We start from the raw sequence: 14,714 nt of genomic DNA, 5'->3' as shown, positions 1-14,714 counted from the left end.
TCTTGTGAGCACGTTGATTGTTTCTTTGCCGCCGCGCGAGCCTGCCGTGCCGTTGCAGGAATGGCAGTGGCCCGAGCTGCCGTTCACGCTCGTCGACAAGGCCGGCCACGTGCAGCGCGCGGGCCGTGCCGCGCTCGCGCTGCTGCCGCGCGCGAACGCGACGGTACTGATCGTCGCCGCGCGCGACGTGCTGCTGCTGGCCGCGGCCGTGCCGCCGCTCAAGGGTCCGAAGCTGCGCCAGGCGCTGCCCAACATCGTCGAGGATCAGCTGATCCAGGATCCGCTCGGCTGCCATATCGCGCTCGATCCGGCGGCGCTGCCCGACGGGCGCCGCGTGCTGGCCATCGTCGACCGCGCGTGGTTTCGCACGATCTGCGAAGCGTTCGCAGCGGCCGGCCACCGGCACCTGAGCGCCGTGCCCGCGACACGCTGCCTGCCGGCGCCGCGCGCGCCGGCCGAAACGGTGTCGACCGCACCGGCCGATGGTGACGCTGCCATCATGGAGGCCGTCGAGCCGCCCGCTCACCCGCCTGCGGTCGCCGCGGTGCTGGGGCTCGCGGCGTCGGTTGAACCGGTGCTCGTCGAGGCGGGTGCGCTGCCGGCCGCGGCCGGTGCCCCGCGCCTCGAACTCGCCGTCGCGCGCGGCGCGCTCGGCGAAGGCTTCGCGGCGCCCGCGTCGCGCGCGGCCGGCACGCTTGCCGCGCTCGCGGGCGGCGGCGCCGTCGAACTGTACGAGCTCGGCGAACCGGGTGCGGAGCCGCGGCTCGCGTCGGTGGGCCGCACCGACGGCCCGCTGCTGCCGGGCGCCGTGCCGCTGTCGTTCGACGCGTTCGCACGGCGCGCGCTCACCGAGCCTTTCGATCTGTGCCAGTTCGAATTCGAGTCGCAGCCATGGCGCTTCGACCGCGCGACGGTGAAGCGCCTGCGCGTGCCGCTCGCACTCGTCGCGGCGACGCTCGGCGTCGCGGTGATCGGGATGAACCTGCATTGGTGGAAGCTGTCGCGCGAGCGCGATGCGCTGTCCGCGCAGATCACCGAGACGCTGTTGTCCGCGTTCCCGAAGACGACGACGGTGCTCGATCCGCCCGCGCAGATGCAGCGCCAGCTCGACCAGTTGCGCCTGGCGGCCGGCGAGCTGTCGCCGAACGATTTCCTCGCGCTGTCGAGCGGGCTGACGCGCTCGATGGGCGCGCTGCCGCTGAACGGTATCGCGTCGCTCGACTATCACGACCGGCGGCTCGACGTCGGCTTCAAGCCGGAGGTCAAGGTCGATCCCGATTTCTCGCAGCGCCTCGCGCGTAACGGACTGTCCGGCGAAGTCGACAGCAACACGGGCAAATGGACGATCCGGAGCCGCTCATGAAAACGGAACAACTGAATCAGACGCTGGCCCAGTTCTGGGGTGAGCGCTCACAGCGCGAGAAGACATTGCTCGGCTGGGGCGGCGCCTTGCTGGCGGTCGTGATCGCGTATTCGGTGCTGTGGTCGCCTGCGCAGGAAGGCCGCGCGCGAATCCAGCGCGAGCTGCCGACGATGCGCCGCGAGCTCGCGCAGATGACCGCGCAGGCGAACGAGGCGAAGTCGCTGACGGCTGCCGCGCAAGGCGTCGCGCCGACCGGGCTCGCACTGAAGGACGCGCTGACCGCGTCGCTGTCCGATCACGGGCTGCAGGGCGCGCAGGTGCAGATCGTTGGCAACGGCGTGCAGGTCCAGATGAAGAACGCGTCGTTCCCGGCGTGGACGCAGTGGCTCGACGATGCCCGCAAGCAGTTCAAGGTGCAGGTCGGCGAGGCGCATGCAACCGCGCTGAAGGAAGACGGTCAGGTCGACCTGACGGCCGTGATGCAACCTTCCGTACAGAAATAAATGACGCAGTGGATGACGCAAGTGGCGGTCGGCCGATGAGGCCGTGGACGAAGCGGCTCGCCGCCGTATTGCCGTGGGTACTGGCGGGGGGCTGGCGACGGCGGTGACGCTCGTCGCGCTCGCGCCGGCTGCGTGGATCGCGCCGCAGTTCGCGCGGGCGACCGGCGCTCACGTGAATCTCGTCGATCCGGAAGGGTCGCTGTGGCACGGCTCGGGCACGCTGATGCTCGCGCCGGGCGCCGACCAGAGCGCGGCGACGCTGCTGCCGGGCCGGGTCGAATGGACCACGCGCTTCTGGCCGCTGCTGACCGGGCGCGTGCAGATGCGCATGCGGCAGACCGAGGCGATGCCCGACGCCGTCACGCTCGATGCGACGTGGCGCGGCGCGGTGCTGTCGGCCGGCGCGATGGCCGTGCCCGCGTCGCTGCTCGCGGGGCTCGGCACGCCGTTCAACACGCTCGACCTGCAGGGTGACGTGCGGCTCGGCTGGACCGACTGGCGCCTGATCGGCAACAACGCGTTCGGCCAGTTGACGGTGACGATCGACTCGATGAGCTCGCGCGTGTCGCGCGTGAAGCCGCTCGGTTCGTACCGCGCGGTGCTGCAGGCGAAGGGTGCGGGTGCCGATCTCGACCTGTCGACGACGCAGGGCCCGCTGTTCCTCGACGGACACGGCAACTTCGGCCCCGGCCAGGGATCGTTCCGCGGCACCGCGCATGCGGCGCCCGAGCAGCAGGCGAACCTCGCGGGGCTGCTGAACCTGCTCGGTCACCCGATCGGGAACAACGAGGTGTCGCTGATCTTCGGCGACGCGACGCGCTGACGCGCGCGTCGCCCCTTCCTTTTTTACTTCTGCGCGAGCGGCGTGGCGGCCGCACCGGACGCCGGCACGGGTGCCGGCGCCGCCATGCCGCCGTTCTCGCGCGCCATGTCCGCCGCATCCCAGCCGCCGCCGAGCGCCTTCACGAGCCCGACCGACGACGTCATCCGCTGCCCGGAGATCGTCGCGAGCTTCTGCTGCGCGGTGAATGCAGTGGTCTGCGCGGTCAGCACGTTCAGGTACGCGACCGTGCCGGCCTTGTACTGGTTCGTGACGATCGCGAGCGCGTGCTCGGCACTGTCGACGGCCTGCCGCTGCACGTCGATTTCGCGCGCGAGGATGCGTTGCGACGCGAGGTTGTCCTCGACATCCTGGAACGCGGTGAGCACCGCGAGGCGATACGCGGCGACATCCTGGTCGTAGGTCGCGCGCGCAGCGTCGGTCTGCGCGGCGCGCAAGCCCGCGTCGAACAGCGTGGCCGCCAGCTGCGGGCCGACCGTCCAGAAACGCGCCGGCAGCGTGAACAACTGCGACCACACCGAGCTCTGCACGCCGCCGGTGGCCGAGAGCGTGAGCGTCGGGAAGAATGCCGAAATCGCGACGCCGATCTGCTCGTTCGCGGCGGCCGCACGGCGCTCGGCGGCCGCGATGTCGGGCCGGCGCTCGAGCAGCGCGGACGGCACGTCGACCGGCGTGATCGGCGGCTCGGCCGTGAGCGGGTTCACCGGCAGCGAGAAGGTCGACGCCGGTTCGCCGATCAGCGTCGCGATCGCATGTTCGTACTGCGCGCGCGCGACGCCGTTGTCGATCGCCGCCGCCTGCGCGCTTTGCAGCTGCGTCTGCGCCTGGATCACGTCCGCGCGCGCGGCGACGCCTTGCGCGTACTGGTTCTGCGTGAGCTTCAACGACTGTTCGTACGACTTCACGGTGTCGTCGAGCAGCTTCTGCAGCGCATCGGACGTGCGCAGCTGGAAATAGGTCTGCGCGAGCAGCGCCTGCTGCGACAACCGCGCGTTCGCGAGATCGGCCGCGGCGGCGGCTTCGCCGGCGCGCTGCGCGCTGACGGTGCGGCTTACCTTGCCCCACAGGTCGGGTTCCCAGCTCGCGTCGAGGCCGACGCTGTAGCTGTTGCTGATCGATCCGGACGAGCCGCTGCCGAAACTCGACGACGACGAGCCGGACGACAGCGACGTGCGCGGCGTGCGTGCGCGCGAGCCCGATGCGGTCAGCCCGACGGTCGGGAAATACGCGGCGCGGGCCTCGGTGACGAGTGCGCGCGCCTGCCGATAGGCGGCTGCCGATTGTGCGATGGTCTGGTTCGATGCGTTGAGCTTGCCGATCAGCGCATCGAGCTGCGGATCGTTGTAGACCGCCCACCACGCGCCGCGGTCGGTGCGGTCCGCGGGCTGCGCGACCTTCCAGCCGGCCGGCGCTTCCTTGAACGCGGCGGGAATCGACGTGTCGGGCCGGTGATAGTCGGGCCCGACGGCGCAGCCGGCGAGCAGCACGGCCGTCGCAACGGCGACGGCGGCGCTCAGCGGGCGAAGGGCGCGCGGGAGGGAGGCGTACGGCATCGTGGTTTTCCTGTCTGGGCGCGACGGCCGGCGAGCGGCGTCGCGCGATGCGGTCGTCATGCCGCTGGCGGACAAATGGTAACTGACGGTGGGGTTGCTGCGCAGCCCTAAGGGTACGGCGCGCGGCGACAGGAATGTGTTACCGGCGCGAGCAGCCGGTTTACCGGCCATTACGGATCGCTTGCGGCGAGACAGGCGCGCGACGGCCGCCGCGGGAGGCGCGGGAGGCGCGGCCGGCGGTCAATCGGAATGGCGGGAACGGTGCGGCGTCAGTGGCAGCGCACGGGCATCGGGACGGGTTCGGCGGCGGGGCGCCATGTCGACGGTTCCGTCGCGGCCGGCTGGCTCGTGCGGCGGGCGCCGCCTTTCGCGTTGTGCTGCCGGCGATGATCGAACCATGCGAACCCGAGCGCCGCGAGCGAGCCGCCAGGCACGACCAGCATCGTCACGTACAACGCGATCTTCCAGCCGCGGTGCGGCCCGGAAAACACATGATGAGCGGTATCGGTCAGGTTGCGGCGCAGCGCGCCGGCGGCATTTTTCAGGAACAGCATCGCGAACATCCTCGGGTGCCCGGCAGCGCGGGCGAATCGGTCAGAACATAGTCTCCGGCAGTGCAACATGCACGTCGTAACTGGTTGCCTCAAATAATATTGACTAAGCAATCATTTTTCAAGATACTGGGCGCGTTTAAATCCGAAACGCACTATTGCTGCGCGCGCAATCGAATGACCGGCGGCCTCTACGATCCCGAGAACATCGCGCTGGAAACGAGCCTCGGCTATTACCTGTCGAAGGCGAAGCAGGCGCTCGTCGAGCGGATGGACCGTGCGCTCGAGCCGCTCGACCTCACCGCGCAGCAGATCGGCGTGATCCTGCTGTTGTCGCGCGGTTATGCAAGCACGCCGTTCGAGCTGTCCCGCAAGATGTCGTACGACAGCGGTTCGATGACGCGGATGCTCGACCGGCTCGAACGCAAGGGGCTGGTCGCGCGCTCGCGCAGCGAGCAGGACCGCCGGATGATCGAGCTGACGCTGACCGAGCGCGGCGCCGAAGCGGCCCGCGCGCTGCCGTCGCTGATCGCGACCGCGCTCAACGCGCAGCTCGACGGCTTCTCGGCCGACGAACTCGCGACGCTCACCGGCCTGCTGCAGCGCTTCATCGCCAACGGGCCCGGCACGTCCGGTTGCCCGAAGCCTGACGAAGCGGACTGCTGAGGCGCGCGGAGGCCCCATGTCTAGGTTAAGCATTCGCTTATTTCTCTGTCTGGGCAGAAGATGACAAGGCACGCGCTCTGTTGTTTCTCCCGATTTTTCCCTTTTCCGTTCCACCCGGCCGGGCCGCGCTGCGTTGCGCGCCCGTGCATTGCGCCGGCGCGTCGCGCGCGCCGCGTCTAGGAGATTCCGATGTCCGCCACCACGGCATCCGCCGCCTCCCCCGCCGCCGGGCCCGCCCCGCTCTCCGGTGGCGCGCTCGCGCTGCTCACCGTCGGGCTTGCGCTCGGCACCTTCATGGAAGTGCTCGACACGTCGATCGCGAACGTCGCGGTGCCGACCATCTCGGGCAGCCTCGGCGTCGCGACGAGCGAAGGCACGTGGGTGATCTCGTCCTATTCGGTGGCGTCCGCGATCGCGGTGCCGCTCACCGGCTGGCTCGCGCGGCGGGTCGGCGAGGTGCGCCTGTTCACGCTGTCGGTGCTCGCGTTCACGATCGCGTCGGCGTTATGCGGCCTCGCGACCAACTTCGAGACGCTGATCGCGTTCCGGCTGCTGCAGGGGCTCGTATCGGGGCCGATGGTGCCGCTGTCGCAGACGATCCTGATGCGCAGCTACCCGCCCGCGAAGCGCGGGCTCGCGCTCGGGTTATGGGCGATGACGGTGATCGTCGCGCCCATCTTCGGCCCGCTCCTCGGCGGCTGGATCAGCGACAACTACACGTGGCCGTGGATCTTCTACATCAACCTGCCGATCGGCCTCTTCTCGGCGGCCTGCGCGTACCTCCTGCTGCGCGGCCGCGAGACGAAGACGTCGAAGCAGCGGATCGACGCGATCGGCCTCGCGCTGCTCGTGATCGGCGTGTCGTGCCTGCAGATGATGCTCGACCTCGGCAAGGACCGCGACTGGTTCAACTCGTCGTTCATCGTCGCGCTCGCGCTGATCGCGGTCGTGTCGCTCGCGTTCATGCTGGTGTGGGAGGCGACCGAGAAGGAGCCCGTCGTCGACCTGTCGCTGTTCAAGGACCGCAACTTCGCGCTCGGCGCGCTGATCATCTCGTTCGGCTTCATGGCGTTCTTCGGCTCGGTCGTGATCTTCCCGCTGTGGCTGCAGACGGTGATGGGCTACACGGCCGGCAAGGCCGGCCTCGCGACCGCGCCGGTCGGGCTGCTCGCGCTCGTGCTGTCACCGCTGATCGGGCGCAACATGCACCGGCTCGACCTGCGGATGGTCGCGAGCTTCGCGTTCATCGTGTTCGCGGGCGTGTCGCTGTGGAACGCGACGTTTACGCTCGACGTGCCGTTCAACCACGTGATCCTGCCGCGGCTCGTGCAGGGGATCGGCGTCGCGTGCTTCTTCGTGCCGATGACGACGATCACCTTGTCGAGCATCTCCGACGAGCGGCTCGCGAGCGCGTCGGGGCTGTCGAACTTCCTGCGCACGCTGTCGGGCGCGATCGGCACCGCGGCCAGCTCGACGTTCTGGGAGAACGACGCGATCTACCACCATGCGCGGCTGTCGGAGTCGGTCAGCATCTACGCGCAGAACACGACCGACTACCAGGGTGCGCTCGCGCAGCTCGGCATCGTCGGGCAGACGGCCAATGCGCAGCTCAACCAGCTCGTCACACAGCAGGGCTTCATGATGGCGACCAACGACTTCTTCCACCTGTCGGCGGGGATGTTCATCGCGCTCGCGGCGCTCGTGTGGATCACGAAGCCGAAGAAGGGCGCGGGGCCGGCGATGGGGCACTGAGCCTGCGGCGGGCGGCCGTTGCGCCTGCCTCTTCCGTCTCTTCCGCTTCATCGCGCGGCGTCGCGGGCATTACTCCCTCGCCCGCAATCCGCCGAACGCGAGATCGTCGCCGGGCGCGACCGGCAGCGTCGCCCGCGCGACGTCGAGCCATGCGCGCGCCGCATGCGACAGGTAGCCCTTCTTCAGCCAGCCGAGCGCGATCGCCCACGTGATTTCCGGCTCGACGATCGGCCGGCACGTGAACTGCCCCACGTCGAGCCGCCGGCAGTAAGGCTCGGGCAGCAGCGCGATGCCGACGCCCGCATGCACGAGCGCGGCCATGAAATCCCAGTGGCCGCTGCGGCTTACGATCGACGGCGTGAAGCCGACCTGCCGGCACGCATCGAGCACCGCGTCGTGCAGCGCAAGACTTTCCGCATAGAACACGAACGACTCGCGCGCGAGATCCGCGAGCGGCACGGTCGCGTGCTCCTCCCAGCGCGACTCGCGCGGCGCGACGAGCCACAGCGGCGCGCGCACCATCGGCAGCCGCTCGAACGTGCCGGGATCGACCGGCTCCAGCAGCCCACCGAGCTCGAGCTCGCCCGTCATCAGCGCGGCCTCGATCATCCGCGCGCCCTGCTCGAACAGCTTCAGCTCGATGTTCGGGTAGCGCTGCTTGTACGCGGCGATGATCGGCGTGAACAGCGACCCGCCGAGCGGCGGGATGCCGATCGTCAGTTCGCCGCGCCCGAGCGTGCCGAGATCGTTCAGCTCCGACTGCAGCTGCGCCTGCGCGGCGAGCACGTCCTGGCCGCGCTGGAACACGATCCGCCCCGCGTCGGTCAGCACCATCTGCCGGCCGTCGCGCAGCAGCAGCGGCGAGCCGATCTCGTCCTCGAGCGCCTTCACCATCTTGCTGATGGTCGGCTGGGTCACGAACAGCCGGTCGGCGGCCGCGGTGAAGCTCTGCTGGCGGACCACCTCGACGAAGTACCGCAGCGCGCGCAATTCCATCGATGTCTCCCCAAGTTGGTGCAACGATCAAAAGAGAATTCCGAATTGGAATATGAAGGATAGAGACAAGTCATTTTATTTATGGTTAGGGGAAACCCTATACTCACACCATCGATGAAACAAATCTGTATGGAGCCTGCCATGAACAAGCCGACCGCTGTTGCCGCCGCCCGCCCCGCCGAGCCGGGCAGCATGACGCGCACGGGCCGGATCGTGCTGCAGTCCGCCGCGCTCGGCGCGCTGTGGCTGGCGGTCGACTGGGCCGTGCGGATGATCGGGCTGCCGATTCCGTCCGGCGTGATCGGACTCGCGGTGCTCCTCGTGCTGCTGTTCTCGGGCCGCGTCGCGCCCGCGTGGGTGAAGGACGGCGCGAACTGGCTGCTGTCCGACATGCTGCTGTTCTTCGTGCCGGCCGCCGTCGCGGCCGTCCAGTACGGCGGGCTGTTCCGCGAGGACGGCTGGCGCATCGCGCTGGTCATGCTCGCGGGCACCGCGTTCGTGATGGTCGCGGTGGCCGTCGCGGTCGACCTCGCCGCGAAGCTCGAGCGCCGGCTCGCCGCGCAGCGCGTGTTCGCTGAACGCCGCCGCGCGCGCCTGAGCGCCGCCTCCGCCCACTGAGCGGGAGCCGAACATGCTTGCGCTGCTGTCGAATCTGCCTGCCGACCACGTGAATACCGCGATTTCGCTCGGCTGCTTCGTGCTGACGGTCGTGCTGTATTTCGCGTCGAAGCGGCTCTATGCGTACAAGAAGACGCTGCTGTTCTCGCCGCTCGTGTTCGTGCCGGGCGTGCTGGTGCTGCTCGTCGTGCTGACCGGCATCCCTTATTCGGTCTACTTCCGCGACACGCGCTGGCTGATGTGGCTGCTCGGCCCGGCGACGATCGCGTTCGCGGTGCCGATCTACGAGTATCGCGACCTGATCCGCCGCCACTGGCTGTCGCTGTCGGTCGGCGTCGCGGTCGGGATCGGCGCGGGCGTGTGCGGGTCGCTGCTGCTCGCGAAGCTGCTGCACCTGTCGCCCGAACTGCAGCGCTCGCTGATGACGCGCTCGGTGTCGACGCCGTTCGCGCTCGCCGTGTCGGACAAGATCCACGCGCCGAAGGACCTCACCGCGTTGTTCGTGATCGCGACCGGCATCATCGGGATGTTGCTCGGCGAGATCGTGCTCGCGCTCGTGCCGATGCGCACGCGGCTCGCGCGCGGCGCGCTGTTCGGTGCGGCCGCCCACGGCGTGGGCACCGCGAAGGCGCGCGAGATCGGCAGCGAGGAAGGCGTCGTGTCGAGCCTCACGATGATGATCGCGGGCGTCGCGATGGTGCTGATCGCGCCGCTGCTGACGCTGTTGCCGATCTGACTGCGCGGCGGGCGTCGGCGCAGCCCGGCGCGATCGTGCCTGTCCTCGTCGGCGCGGCAGGCCCCGCACAGCAAGCGGGAGCGGCACCGCCGCCCGTACCGTTGCCGCCTCCCGGCCGCAGGCCCGGCGGCCGTTTCCGCTTCCCCCAACCCTGCATCGGGCCGACACCCGGCCGACAATCGGCTGAGATAGCCGCAAATCCCCCCTCTTTTCCGCCCATCGGGCTCGGCCCGGATGCCGAACAATGCATGCTACGAGACATCACGCACGCATTCACATGGCCTCCACGACCGCAAACCCGACCGCCGACAAGCCGGCTTCGTCCGGCAAGTTCAAGCGCATCGCGCTCATCGCCGTCATCGCGCTGGGCGCGGCCGCGGCCGCCGCCGGCGGCATGTACGTGTTCCTGAGCAAGGAAGGCGTCGGCCATGCGAGCGCGCCCGCCGAGCCGGCGCCGCTTGCCGCGCCGGTGTTCTTCCCGCTCGACCCGCTGACCGTGAACCTGCAGTCCGACGACGGCGCGCAGCATTACCTTCGCGTCGGCCTGTCGCTGAAGCTCACCGACCCGAAGGCGCAGGAGCAACTGACCGCGCGGATGCCGGAGATCCGCAGCCGGATCCTGCTCGCGCTGTCGAACAAGCATCCCGAGGAACTCGCGACACCGGACGGCAAACGTTCGCTCGCGAAGGAACTGCGGGACCTGATCGAACAACCGACGCAGCCGGGCAACCAGCGCGCGAAGGTCGACGACGTGCTGTTCACCGAATTCGTCGTCCAGTAACGCGACGGCGAAAGGAGCGCGCATGGGCCACCAGGAGTTCATGTCCCAGGAGGAGGTCGATGCCCTCCTCAAGGGCGTCACGGGCGAAACCGATGCAGTCGACGAGCAGCGCGACACATCGGGCGTCCGCCCCTACAACATCGCGACGCAGGAGCGGATCGTCCGCGGCCGGATGCCCGGCCTCGAGATCATCAACGACCGCTTCGCGCGCCTGCTGCGGATCGGCATCTTCAACTTCATGCGGCGCACGGCGGAAATCTCCGTGAGCCAGGTGAAGGTGCAGAAGTACAGCGAGTTCACCCGCAACCTGCCGATCCCGACGAACCTGAACCTCGTGCACGTGAAACCGCTGCGCGGCACGTCGCTGTTCGTGTTCGACCCGAACCTCGTGTTCTTCGTCGTCGACAACCTGTTCGGCGGCGACGGGCGCTTTCACACGCGTGTCGAAGGCCGCGATTTCACGGCGACCGAGCAGCGGATCATCGGCAAGCTGCTGAACCTCGTGTTCGAGCACTACACGGCCGCGTGGAAGAGCGTGCGGCCGCTGCAGTTCGAATTCGTGCGCTCTGAAATGCACACGCAGTTCGCGAACGTCGCGACGCCGAACGAGATCGTGATCGTCACGCAGTTCTCGATCGAGTTCGGGCCGACGGGCGGCACGCTGCACATCTGCATGCCGTACTCGATGATCGAGCCGATCCGCGACGTGCTGAGCTCGCCGATCCAGGGCGAGGCGCTCGAAGTCGACCGCCGCTGGGTGCGCGTGCTGTCGCAGCAGGTGCAGGCCGCCGAGGTCGAGCTGACCGCGAATCTCGCCGAGGTCCCGACGACCTTCGAGAAGATCCTGAACCTGCGCGCGGGCGATGTGCTGCCGCTGGAAATCGACGACACGATCACCGCGAAGGTCGATGGCGTGCCGGTGATGGAATGCGGCTACGGAATTTTCAATGGTCAATATGCGTTGCGCGTGCAGAAGATGATCAGCGCGGGCGACACGATGAAGGAAGGTGGATATGAGTGAGCTGAACCAGACGCCCGAGGACGACGCGCAAGCCATCGCCGACGCGGCTCTTGCGGCATCGGCCGCCGACGCACAGGCGGCGCCGGCCGCCGCGGAAGAGGATCCGGGCATGGACGACTGGGCCGCCGCGCTCGCCGAGCAGAACCAGCAGCCGGTACAGGCGGGCGCGACCGGCGCCGGCGTGTTCCAGCCGCTGTCGAAGGCCGCGGCGAGCTCGACGCACAACGACATCGAGATGATCCTCGACATCCCGGTCAAGATGACCGTGGAGCTCGGCCGCACGAAGATCGCGATCCGCAACCTGCTGCAGCTCGCGCAGGGTTCGGTCGTCGAGCTCGACGGCCTCGCCGGCGAGCCGATGGACGTGCTCGTGAACGGCTGCCTGATCGCGCAGGGCGAGGTCGTGGTCGTCAACGACAAGTTCGGCATTCGCCTGACCGACATCATCACGCCGGCCGAACGCATCCGGAAGCTGAATCGATGAGCTTCGCGCAGCCCGGCCGCCGCGTGCGCCGTGCGATCGCGGCGGCGTTTGCCGTCGCCGCTTCGTTCGGCGTGTCGCTTGCCTGCGCCGCCGATATGAACGCGGTGAACCACGCCGGCGCGATCGCGTCGAGCGTGGTGGTCGGTTCGGCCGCGCCGTCGCTCGGCTTCGGCGCGGTGCTGCAGACGCTCGTCGGGCTCGCGGTCGTGATCGGTCTCGTATTCGCGTGCGCGTGGCTCGCGCGCCGTTTCGGCTTCCAGCCCGCGCGGCGCGGCGGCCCGTTGAAGGTCGTGTCGAGCGTCGCGGTCGGTGCGAAGGAAAGCGCGACGATCGTCGAGATCGGCGATACCTGGCTCGTGCTCGGCGTCGCGCCGGGCAACGTGCGACTGCTGCATACGCTGCCGGCCGGCTCGCCTTCGGCCACCGCGCCGGTCGACGCGCCCGCCGGCGCCGCATCGCCCGACGGCGTGCTGCCCGGCACGTTCGGCTCGCGGTTTCGCGACGCGCTCGCGGGCGAAGCCGCGAAACGCCTCGGTCGCGGCAAGGACCGCTGACATGGCGCCGCGCCCTCTTTCCGTTCCCGCATTCCGATGAAACACGAATTCCTGCGTCGCGTGGCGCGCTTCGCGCCCGTGCTGATCCTCTGCCTGGCCCCCGCGCTCGCCTGCGCGCAGACGAACGGCCTGCCCGCGTTCAACGCGAGCCCGGGCCCGCACGGCGGCACCACGTATTCGCTGAGCGTGCAGACGATGCTGCTGCTCACGATGCTGTCGTTCCTGCCGGCGATGGTGCTGATGATGACGAGCTTCACGCGCATCATCATCGTGCTGTCGCTGCTGCGCCAGGCGCTCGGCACCTCGACGACGCCGCCGAACCAGGTGCTCGTCGGCCTCGCGATGTTCCTCACCTTCTTCGTGATGTCGCCGGTGCTCGACCGTGCGTACAACGACGGCTACAAGCCGTTCTCCGACGGCGCGATGCCGATGGAGCAGGCCGTGCAGCGCGGCATAGCGCCGTTCAAGACCTTCATGCTGAAGCAGACCCGCGAGACCGATCTCGCGCTGTTCGCGAAGATCTCGAAGGCCGCGCCGATGCAGGGGCCCGAGGACGTGCCGCTGTCGCTGCTCGTGCCCGCGTTCGTCACGAGCGAGCTGAAGACGGGCTTCCAGATCGGCTTCACGGTCTTCATCCCGTTTTTGATCATCGACATGGTCGTCGCGAGCGTGCTGATGTCGATGGGGATGATGATGGTGTCGCCGTCCACCGTGTCGCTGCCGTTCAAGCTGATGCTGTTCGTGCTGGTCGACGGCTGGCAGCTGCTGATCGGCTCGCTCGCGCAAAGCTTCACGTAAGCGGCGGAGGAAAACGCGCGATGACGCCCGAACAAGTCATGACCCTTGCGCACCAGGCGATGATGGTCGGCCTGCTGCTCGCTGCCCCGCTGCTGCTGGTCGCGCTCGCGGTCGGCCTCGTCGTGAGCCTGTTCCAGGCCGCGACGCAGATCAACGAGGCGACGCTGTCGTTCATCCCGAAGCTGCTCGCGGTCGCCGCGACGCTCGTGATCGCCGGCCCGTGGATGATGACGACGATGCTCGACTACCTGCGGCAGACGCTGCTGCACGTCGCGACGCTCGGCGTCGGCTGAGCCGCGCGCAGCACCCCGCGGCGATGTTCTCGGTTACCTACGCGCAGCTCAACGGCTGGCTCACCGCCTTCCTGTGGCCGTTCGTGCGGATGCTCGCGCTCGTCGCGACGGCGCCCGTCGTGGGCCATGCGTCGGTGCCCATCCGCGTGAAGATCGGCCTCGGCGCGTTCATGGCGCTGGTCGTCGCGCCGACGCTCGGCGCGATGCCGGACGTCACCGTGTTCTCCGCGCAGGGCATCTGGATTCTCGTCACGCAGTTCCTGATCGGCGTCGCGATGGGCTTCACGATGCAGATCGTGTTCGCGGCCGTCGAGGCGGCCGGCGACTTCATCGGGCTGTCGATGGGGCTCGGTTTCGCGACCTTCTTCGATCCGCACACGAGCGGCGCGACGCCGGTGATGGGCCGCTTCCTGAACGCGATCGCGATGCTCGCGTTCCTCGCGGTGGACGGGCACCTGCAGGTGTTCGCCGCGCTCGCCGCGTCGTTCCAGTCGCTGCCGGTGTCGGCCGACCTGCTGCACGCGCCCGGCTGGCGCACGGTCGCCGCGTTCGGCGCGACCGTGTTCGAGATGGGGCTGCTGCTGTCGCTGCCGGTGGTCGCGGCGCTGCTGATCGCGAACCTCGCGCTCGGCATCCTGAACCGTGCGGCGCCGCAGATCGGCGTGTTCCAGGTCGGCTTTCCGGTCACGATGCTCGTCGGGCTGTTGCTCGTGCAACTGATGGTGCCGAACCTCGTGCCGTTCGTGTCGCACCTGTTCGACATGGGGGTCGATGCGATGGGGCGAGTGTTGATCGGGTGGCGCTGACGAATGGAGCGCCTCGCTCAGTCGCGTTTTCTGAAAAGACATACGAACGACTCGCTCAATCCCACACCTAGCGCCGTCGCAAACAGTGCGGAGAGCGTTCCGGACGGCAGAATCGCGAACTTGAGATTGAGGAAATGCATCGCCACGCAATAGACCATCGTGTTGAGTATCCTGGCGATAAAAACGGCGGTGAATCGAATCACGAATCTCTCCAATCTGAGGGGCGACGTTTGGGCAGCAAAAAATAATCAACCGAAATCGGGCCACCCGGAACCATCTAATGGCATTGCTTGCGCTGGCGACCTGGCCGAGACGGCGCCCGTCTCACGTCCGATGCGCCAATCAAGTCCATTGAAAAAATTGCGCATTCGCACATTTGCCAAACGCAGCATGTTCGC

17 protein-coding genes and 1 pseudogene are annotated in these 14,714 nt (G+C 68.5%); 14 read left to right on the top strand and 4 right to left on the bottom strand.

Annotated elements, in window-relative coordinates; all coding sequences use genetic code 11:
• Positions 1 to 4 precede the first annotated feature (4 nt).
• From gspL to BBJ41_RS09845, 3 genes and pseudogenes are all read left to right on the top strand, one after another.
• Positions 5 to 1,363, top strand: coding sequence for a type II secretion system protein GspL (gene gspL / locus BBJ41_RS09855; RefSeq protein WP_069746347.1), 1,359 nt, complete (start codon positions 5 to 7; stop codon positions 1,361 to 1,363).
• Positions 1,360 to 1,866: a type II secretion system protein GspM gene (gene gspM / locus BBJ41_RS09850; RefSeq protein WP_069747653.1), complete on the top strand. Its 507-nt coding sequence runs from the start codon at positions 1,360 to 1,362 to the stop codon at positions 1,864 to 1,866. The genes gspL and gspM overlap by 4 nt, the downstream gene beginning before the upstream one ends.
• Before the next feature lie 35 nt (positions 1,867 to 1,901).
• Positions 1,902 to 2,689, top strand: a pseudogene (locus BBJ41_RS09845) (type II secretion system protein N).
• A gap of 23 nt (positions 2,690 to 2,712) precedes the next feature.
• Here BBJ41_RS09845 and BBJ41_RS09840 read toward each other — a convergent pair.
• Positions 2,713 to 4,260, bottom strand: a complete 1,548-nt coding sequence (locus BBJ41_RS09840; protein ID WP_069747652.1) for an efflux transporter outer membrane subunit — start codon at positions 4,258 to 4,260, stop codon at positions 2,713 to 2,715.
• Between the two features lie 269 nt (positions 4,261 to 4,529).
• On the bottom strand, positions 4,530 to 4,814 hold the full coding sequence (locus BBJ41_RS09835; protein WP_083281901.1) for a multidrug ABC transporter ATPase: 285 nt from the start codon (positions 4,812 to 4,814) through the stop codon (positions 4,530 to 4,532).
• Between the two features lie 174 nt (positions 4,815 to 4,988).
• Here BBJ41_RS09835 and BBJ41_RS09830 point away from each other — a divergent pair, with 174 nt between their 5' ends.
• Both BBJ41_RS09830 and BBJ41_RS09825 read left to right on the top strand, forming a co-directional pair.
• Positions 4,989 to 5,477, top strand: coding sequence for a MarR family winged helix-turn-helix transcriptional regulator (locus BBJ41_RS09830; RefSeq protein WP_069746345.1), 489 nt, complete (start codon positions 4,989 to 4,991; stop codon positions 5,475 to 5,477).
• A gap of 189 nt (positions 5,478 to 5,666) precedes the next feature.
• Positions 5,667 to 7,229: a DHA2 family efflux MFS transporter permease subunit gene (locus BBJ41_RS09825; protein WP_069746344.1), complete on the top strand. Its 1,563-nt coding sequence runs from the start codon at positions 5,667 to 5,669 to the stop codon at positions 7,227 to 7,229.
• A 69-nt stretch (positions 7,230 to 7,298) separates the two neighbouring features.
• Here the strand turns inward: BBJ41_RS09825 and BBJ41_RS09820 are convergent, their stop codons facing one another.
• Entirely contained in the window at positions 7,299 to 8,225 is a 927-nt protein-coding gene (locus BBJ41_RS09820; protein ID WP_069746343.1) for a LysR family transcriptional regulator, read from the bottom strand.
• Between the two features lie 141 nt (positions 8,226 to 8,366).
• Between BBJ41_RS09820 and BBJ41_RS09815 the strand changes: the two genes are divergently transcribed.
• The 9 genes from BBJ41_RS09815 (at position 8,367) to fliR (ending at position 14,316) form a co-directional block, all read left to right on the top strand.
• Positions 8,367 to 8,843 carry a CidA/LrgA family protein gene (locus BBJ41_RS09815; RefSeq protein WP_069746342.1) on the top strand — a complete coding sequence of 159 codons (477 nt, stop codon included), beginning with the start codon at positions 8,367 to 8,369 and terminating at the stop codon, positions 8,841 to 8,843.
• Positions 8,844 to 8,856: 13 nt separating this feature from the next.
• On the top strand, positions 8,857 to 9,579 hold the full coding sequence (locus BBJ41_RS09810; RefSeq protein ID WP_069746341.1) for an LrgB family protein: 723 nt from the start codon (positions 8,857 to 8,859) through the stop codon (positions 9,577 to 9,579).
• Positions 9,580 to 9,823: 244 nt separating this feature from the next.
• On the top strand, positions 9,824 to 10,360 hold the full coding sequence (gene fliL / locus BBJ41_RS09805) for a flagellar basal body-associated protein FliL (protein WP_069746340.1): 537 nt from the start codon (positions 9,824 to 9,826) through the stop codon (positions 10,358 to 10,360).
• Between the two features lie 22 nt (positions 10,361 to 10,382).
• Positions 10,383 to 11,381 carry a flagellar motor switch protein FliM gene (gene fliM, locus BBJ41_RS09800; protein ID WP_069746339.1) on the top strand — a complete coding sequence of 333 codons (999 nt, stop codon included), beginning with the start codon at positions 10,383 to 10,385 and terminating at the stop codon, positions 11,379 to 11,381.
• Complete coding sequence (gene fliN, locus BBJ41_RS09795; protein ID WP_069746338.1) at positions 11,374 to 11,865, top strand: flagellar motor switch protein FliN; 492 nt, start codon at positions 11,374 to 11,376, stop codon at positions 11,863 to 11,865. The genes fliM and fliN overlap by 8 nt, the downstream gene beginning before the upstream one ends.
• The gene (gene fliO / locus BBJ41_RS09790) at positions 11,862 to 12,419 is read left to right on the top strand and encodes a flagellar biosynthetic protein FliO (RefSeq protein ID WP_069746337.1); all 558 of its coding nucleotides are present in this window, start codon (positions 11,862 to 11,864) and stop codon (positions 12,417 to 12,419) included. The genes fliN and fliO overlap by 4 nt, the downstream gene beginning before the upstream one ends.
• 36 nt (positions 12,420 to 12,455) lie before the next feature.
• A complete protein-coding gene (gene fliP / locus BBJ41_RS09785; protein ID WP_069746336.1) occupies positions 12,456 to 13,217 on the top strand; it encodes a flagellar type III secretion system pore protein FliP in 762 nt (253 codons plus the stop codon).
• A 20-nt stretch (positions 13,218 to 13,237) separates the two neighbouring features.
• Positions 13,238 to 13,510, top strand: a complete 273-nt coding sequence (gene fliQ / locus BBJ41_RS09780) for a flagellar biosynthesis protein FliQ (RefSeq protein WP_069746335.1) — start codon at positions 13,238 to 13,240, stop codon at positions 13,508 to 13,510.
• A 23-nt stretch (positions 13,511 to 13,533) separates the two neighbouring features.
• The gene (gene fliR / locus BBJ41_RS09775) at positions 13,534 to 14,316 is read left to right on the top strand and encodes a flagellar biosynthetic protein FliR (protein ID WP_069746334.1); all 783 of its coding nucleotides are present in this window, start codon (positions 13,534 to 13,536) and stop codon (positions 14,314 to 14,316) included.
• Positions 14,317 to 14,333: 17 nt separating this feature from the next.
• On the opposite strand, the gene BBJ41_RS09770 is transcribed toward fliR, so the two are convergent.
• Entirely contained in the window at positions 14,334 to 14,519 is a 186-nt protein-coding gene (locus BBJ41_RS09770) for a hypothetical protein (protein ID WP_156814762.1), read from the bottom strand.
• Positions 14,520 to 14,714: the final 195 nt, after the last annotated feature.

This window comes from Burkholderia stabilis, assembly GCF_001742165.1.
GTDB lineage: Bacteria > Pseudomonadota > Gammaproteobacteria > Burkholderiales > Burkholderiaceae > Burkholderia > Burkholderia stabilis.
Note: the sequence above shows the minus strand (reverse complement) of the source record. Positions and strands in the feature narration are given on the sequence as shown.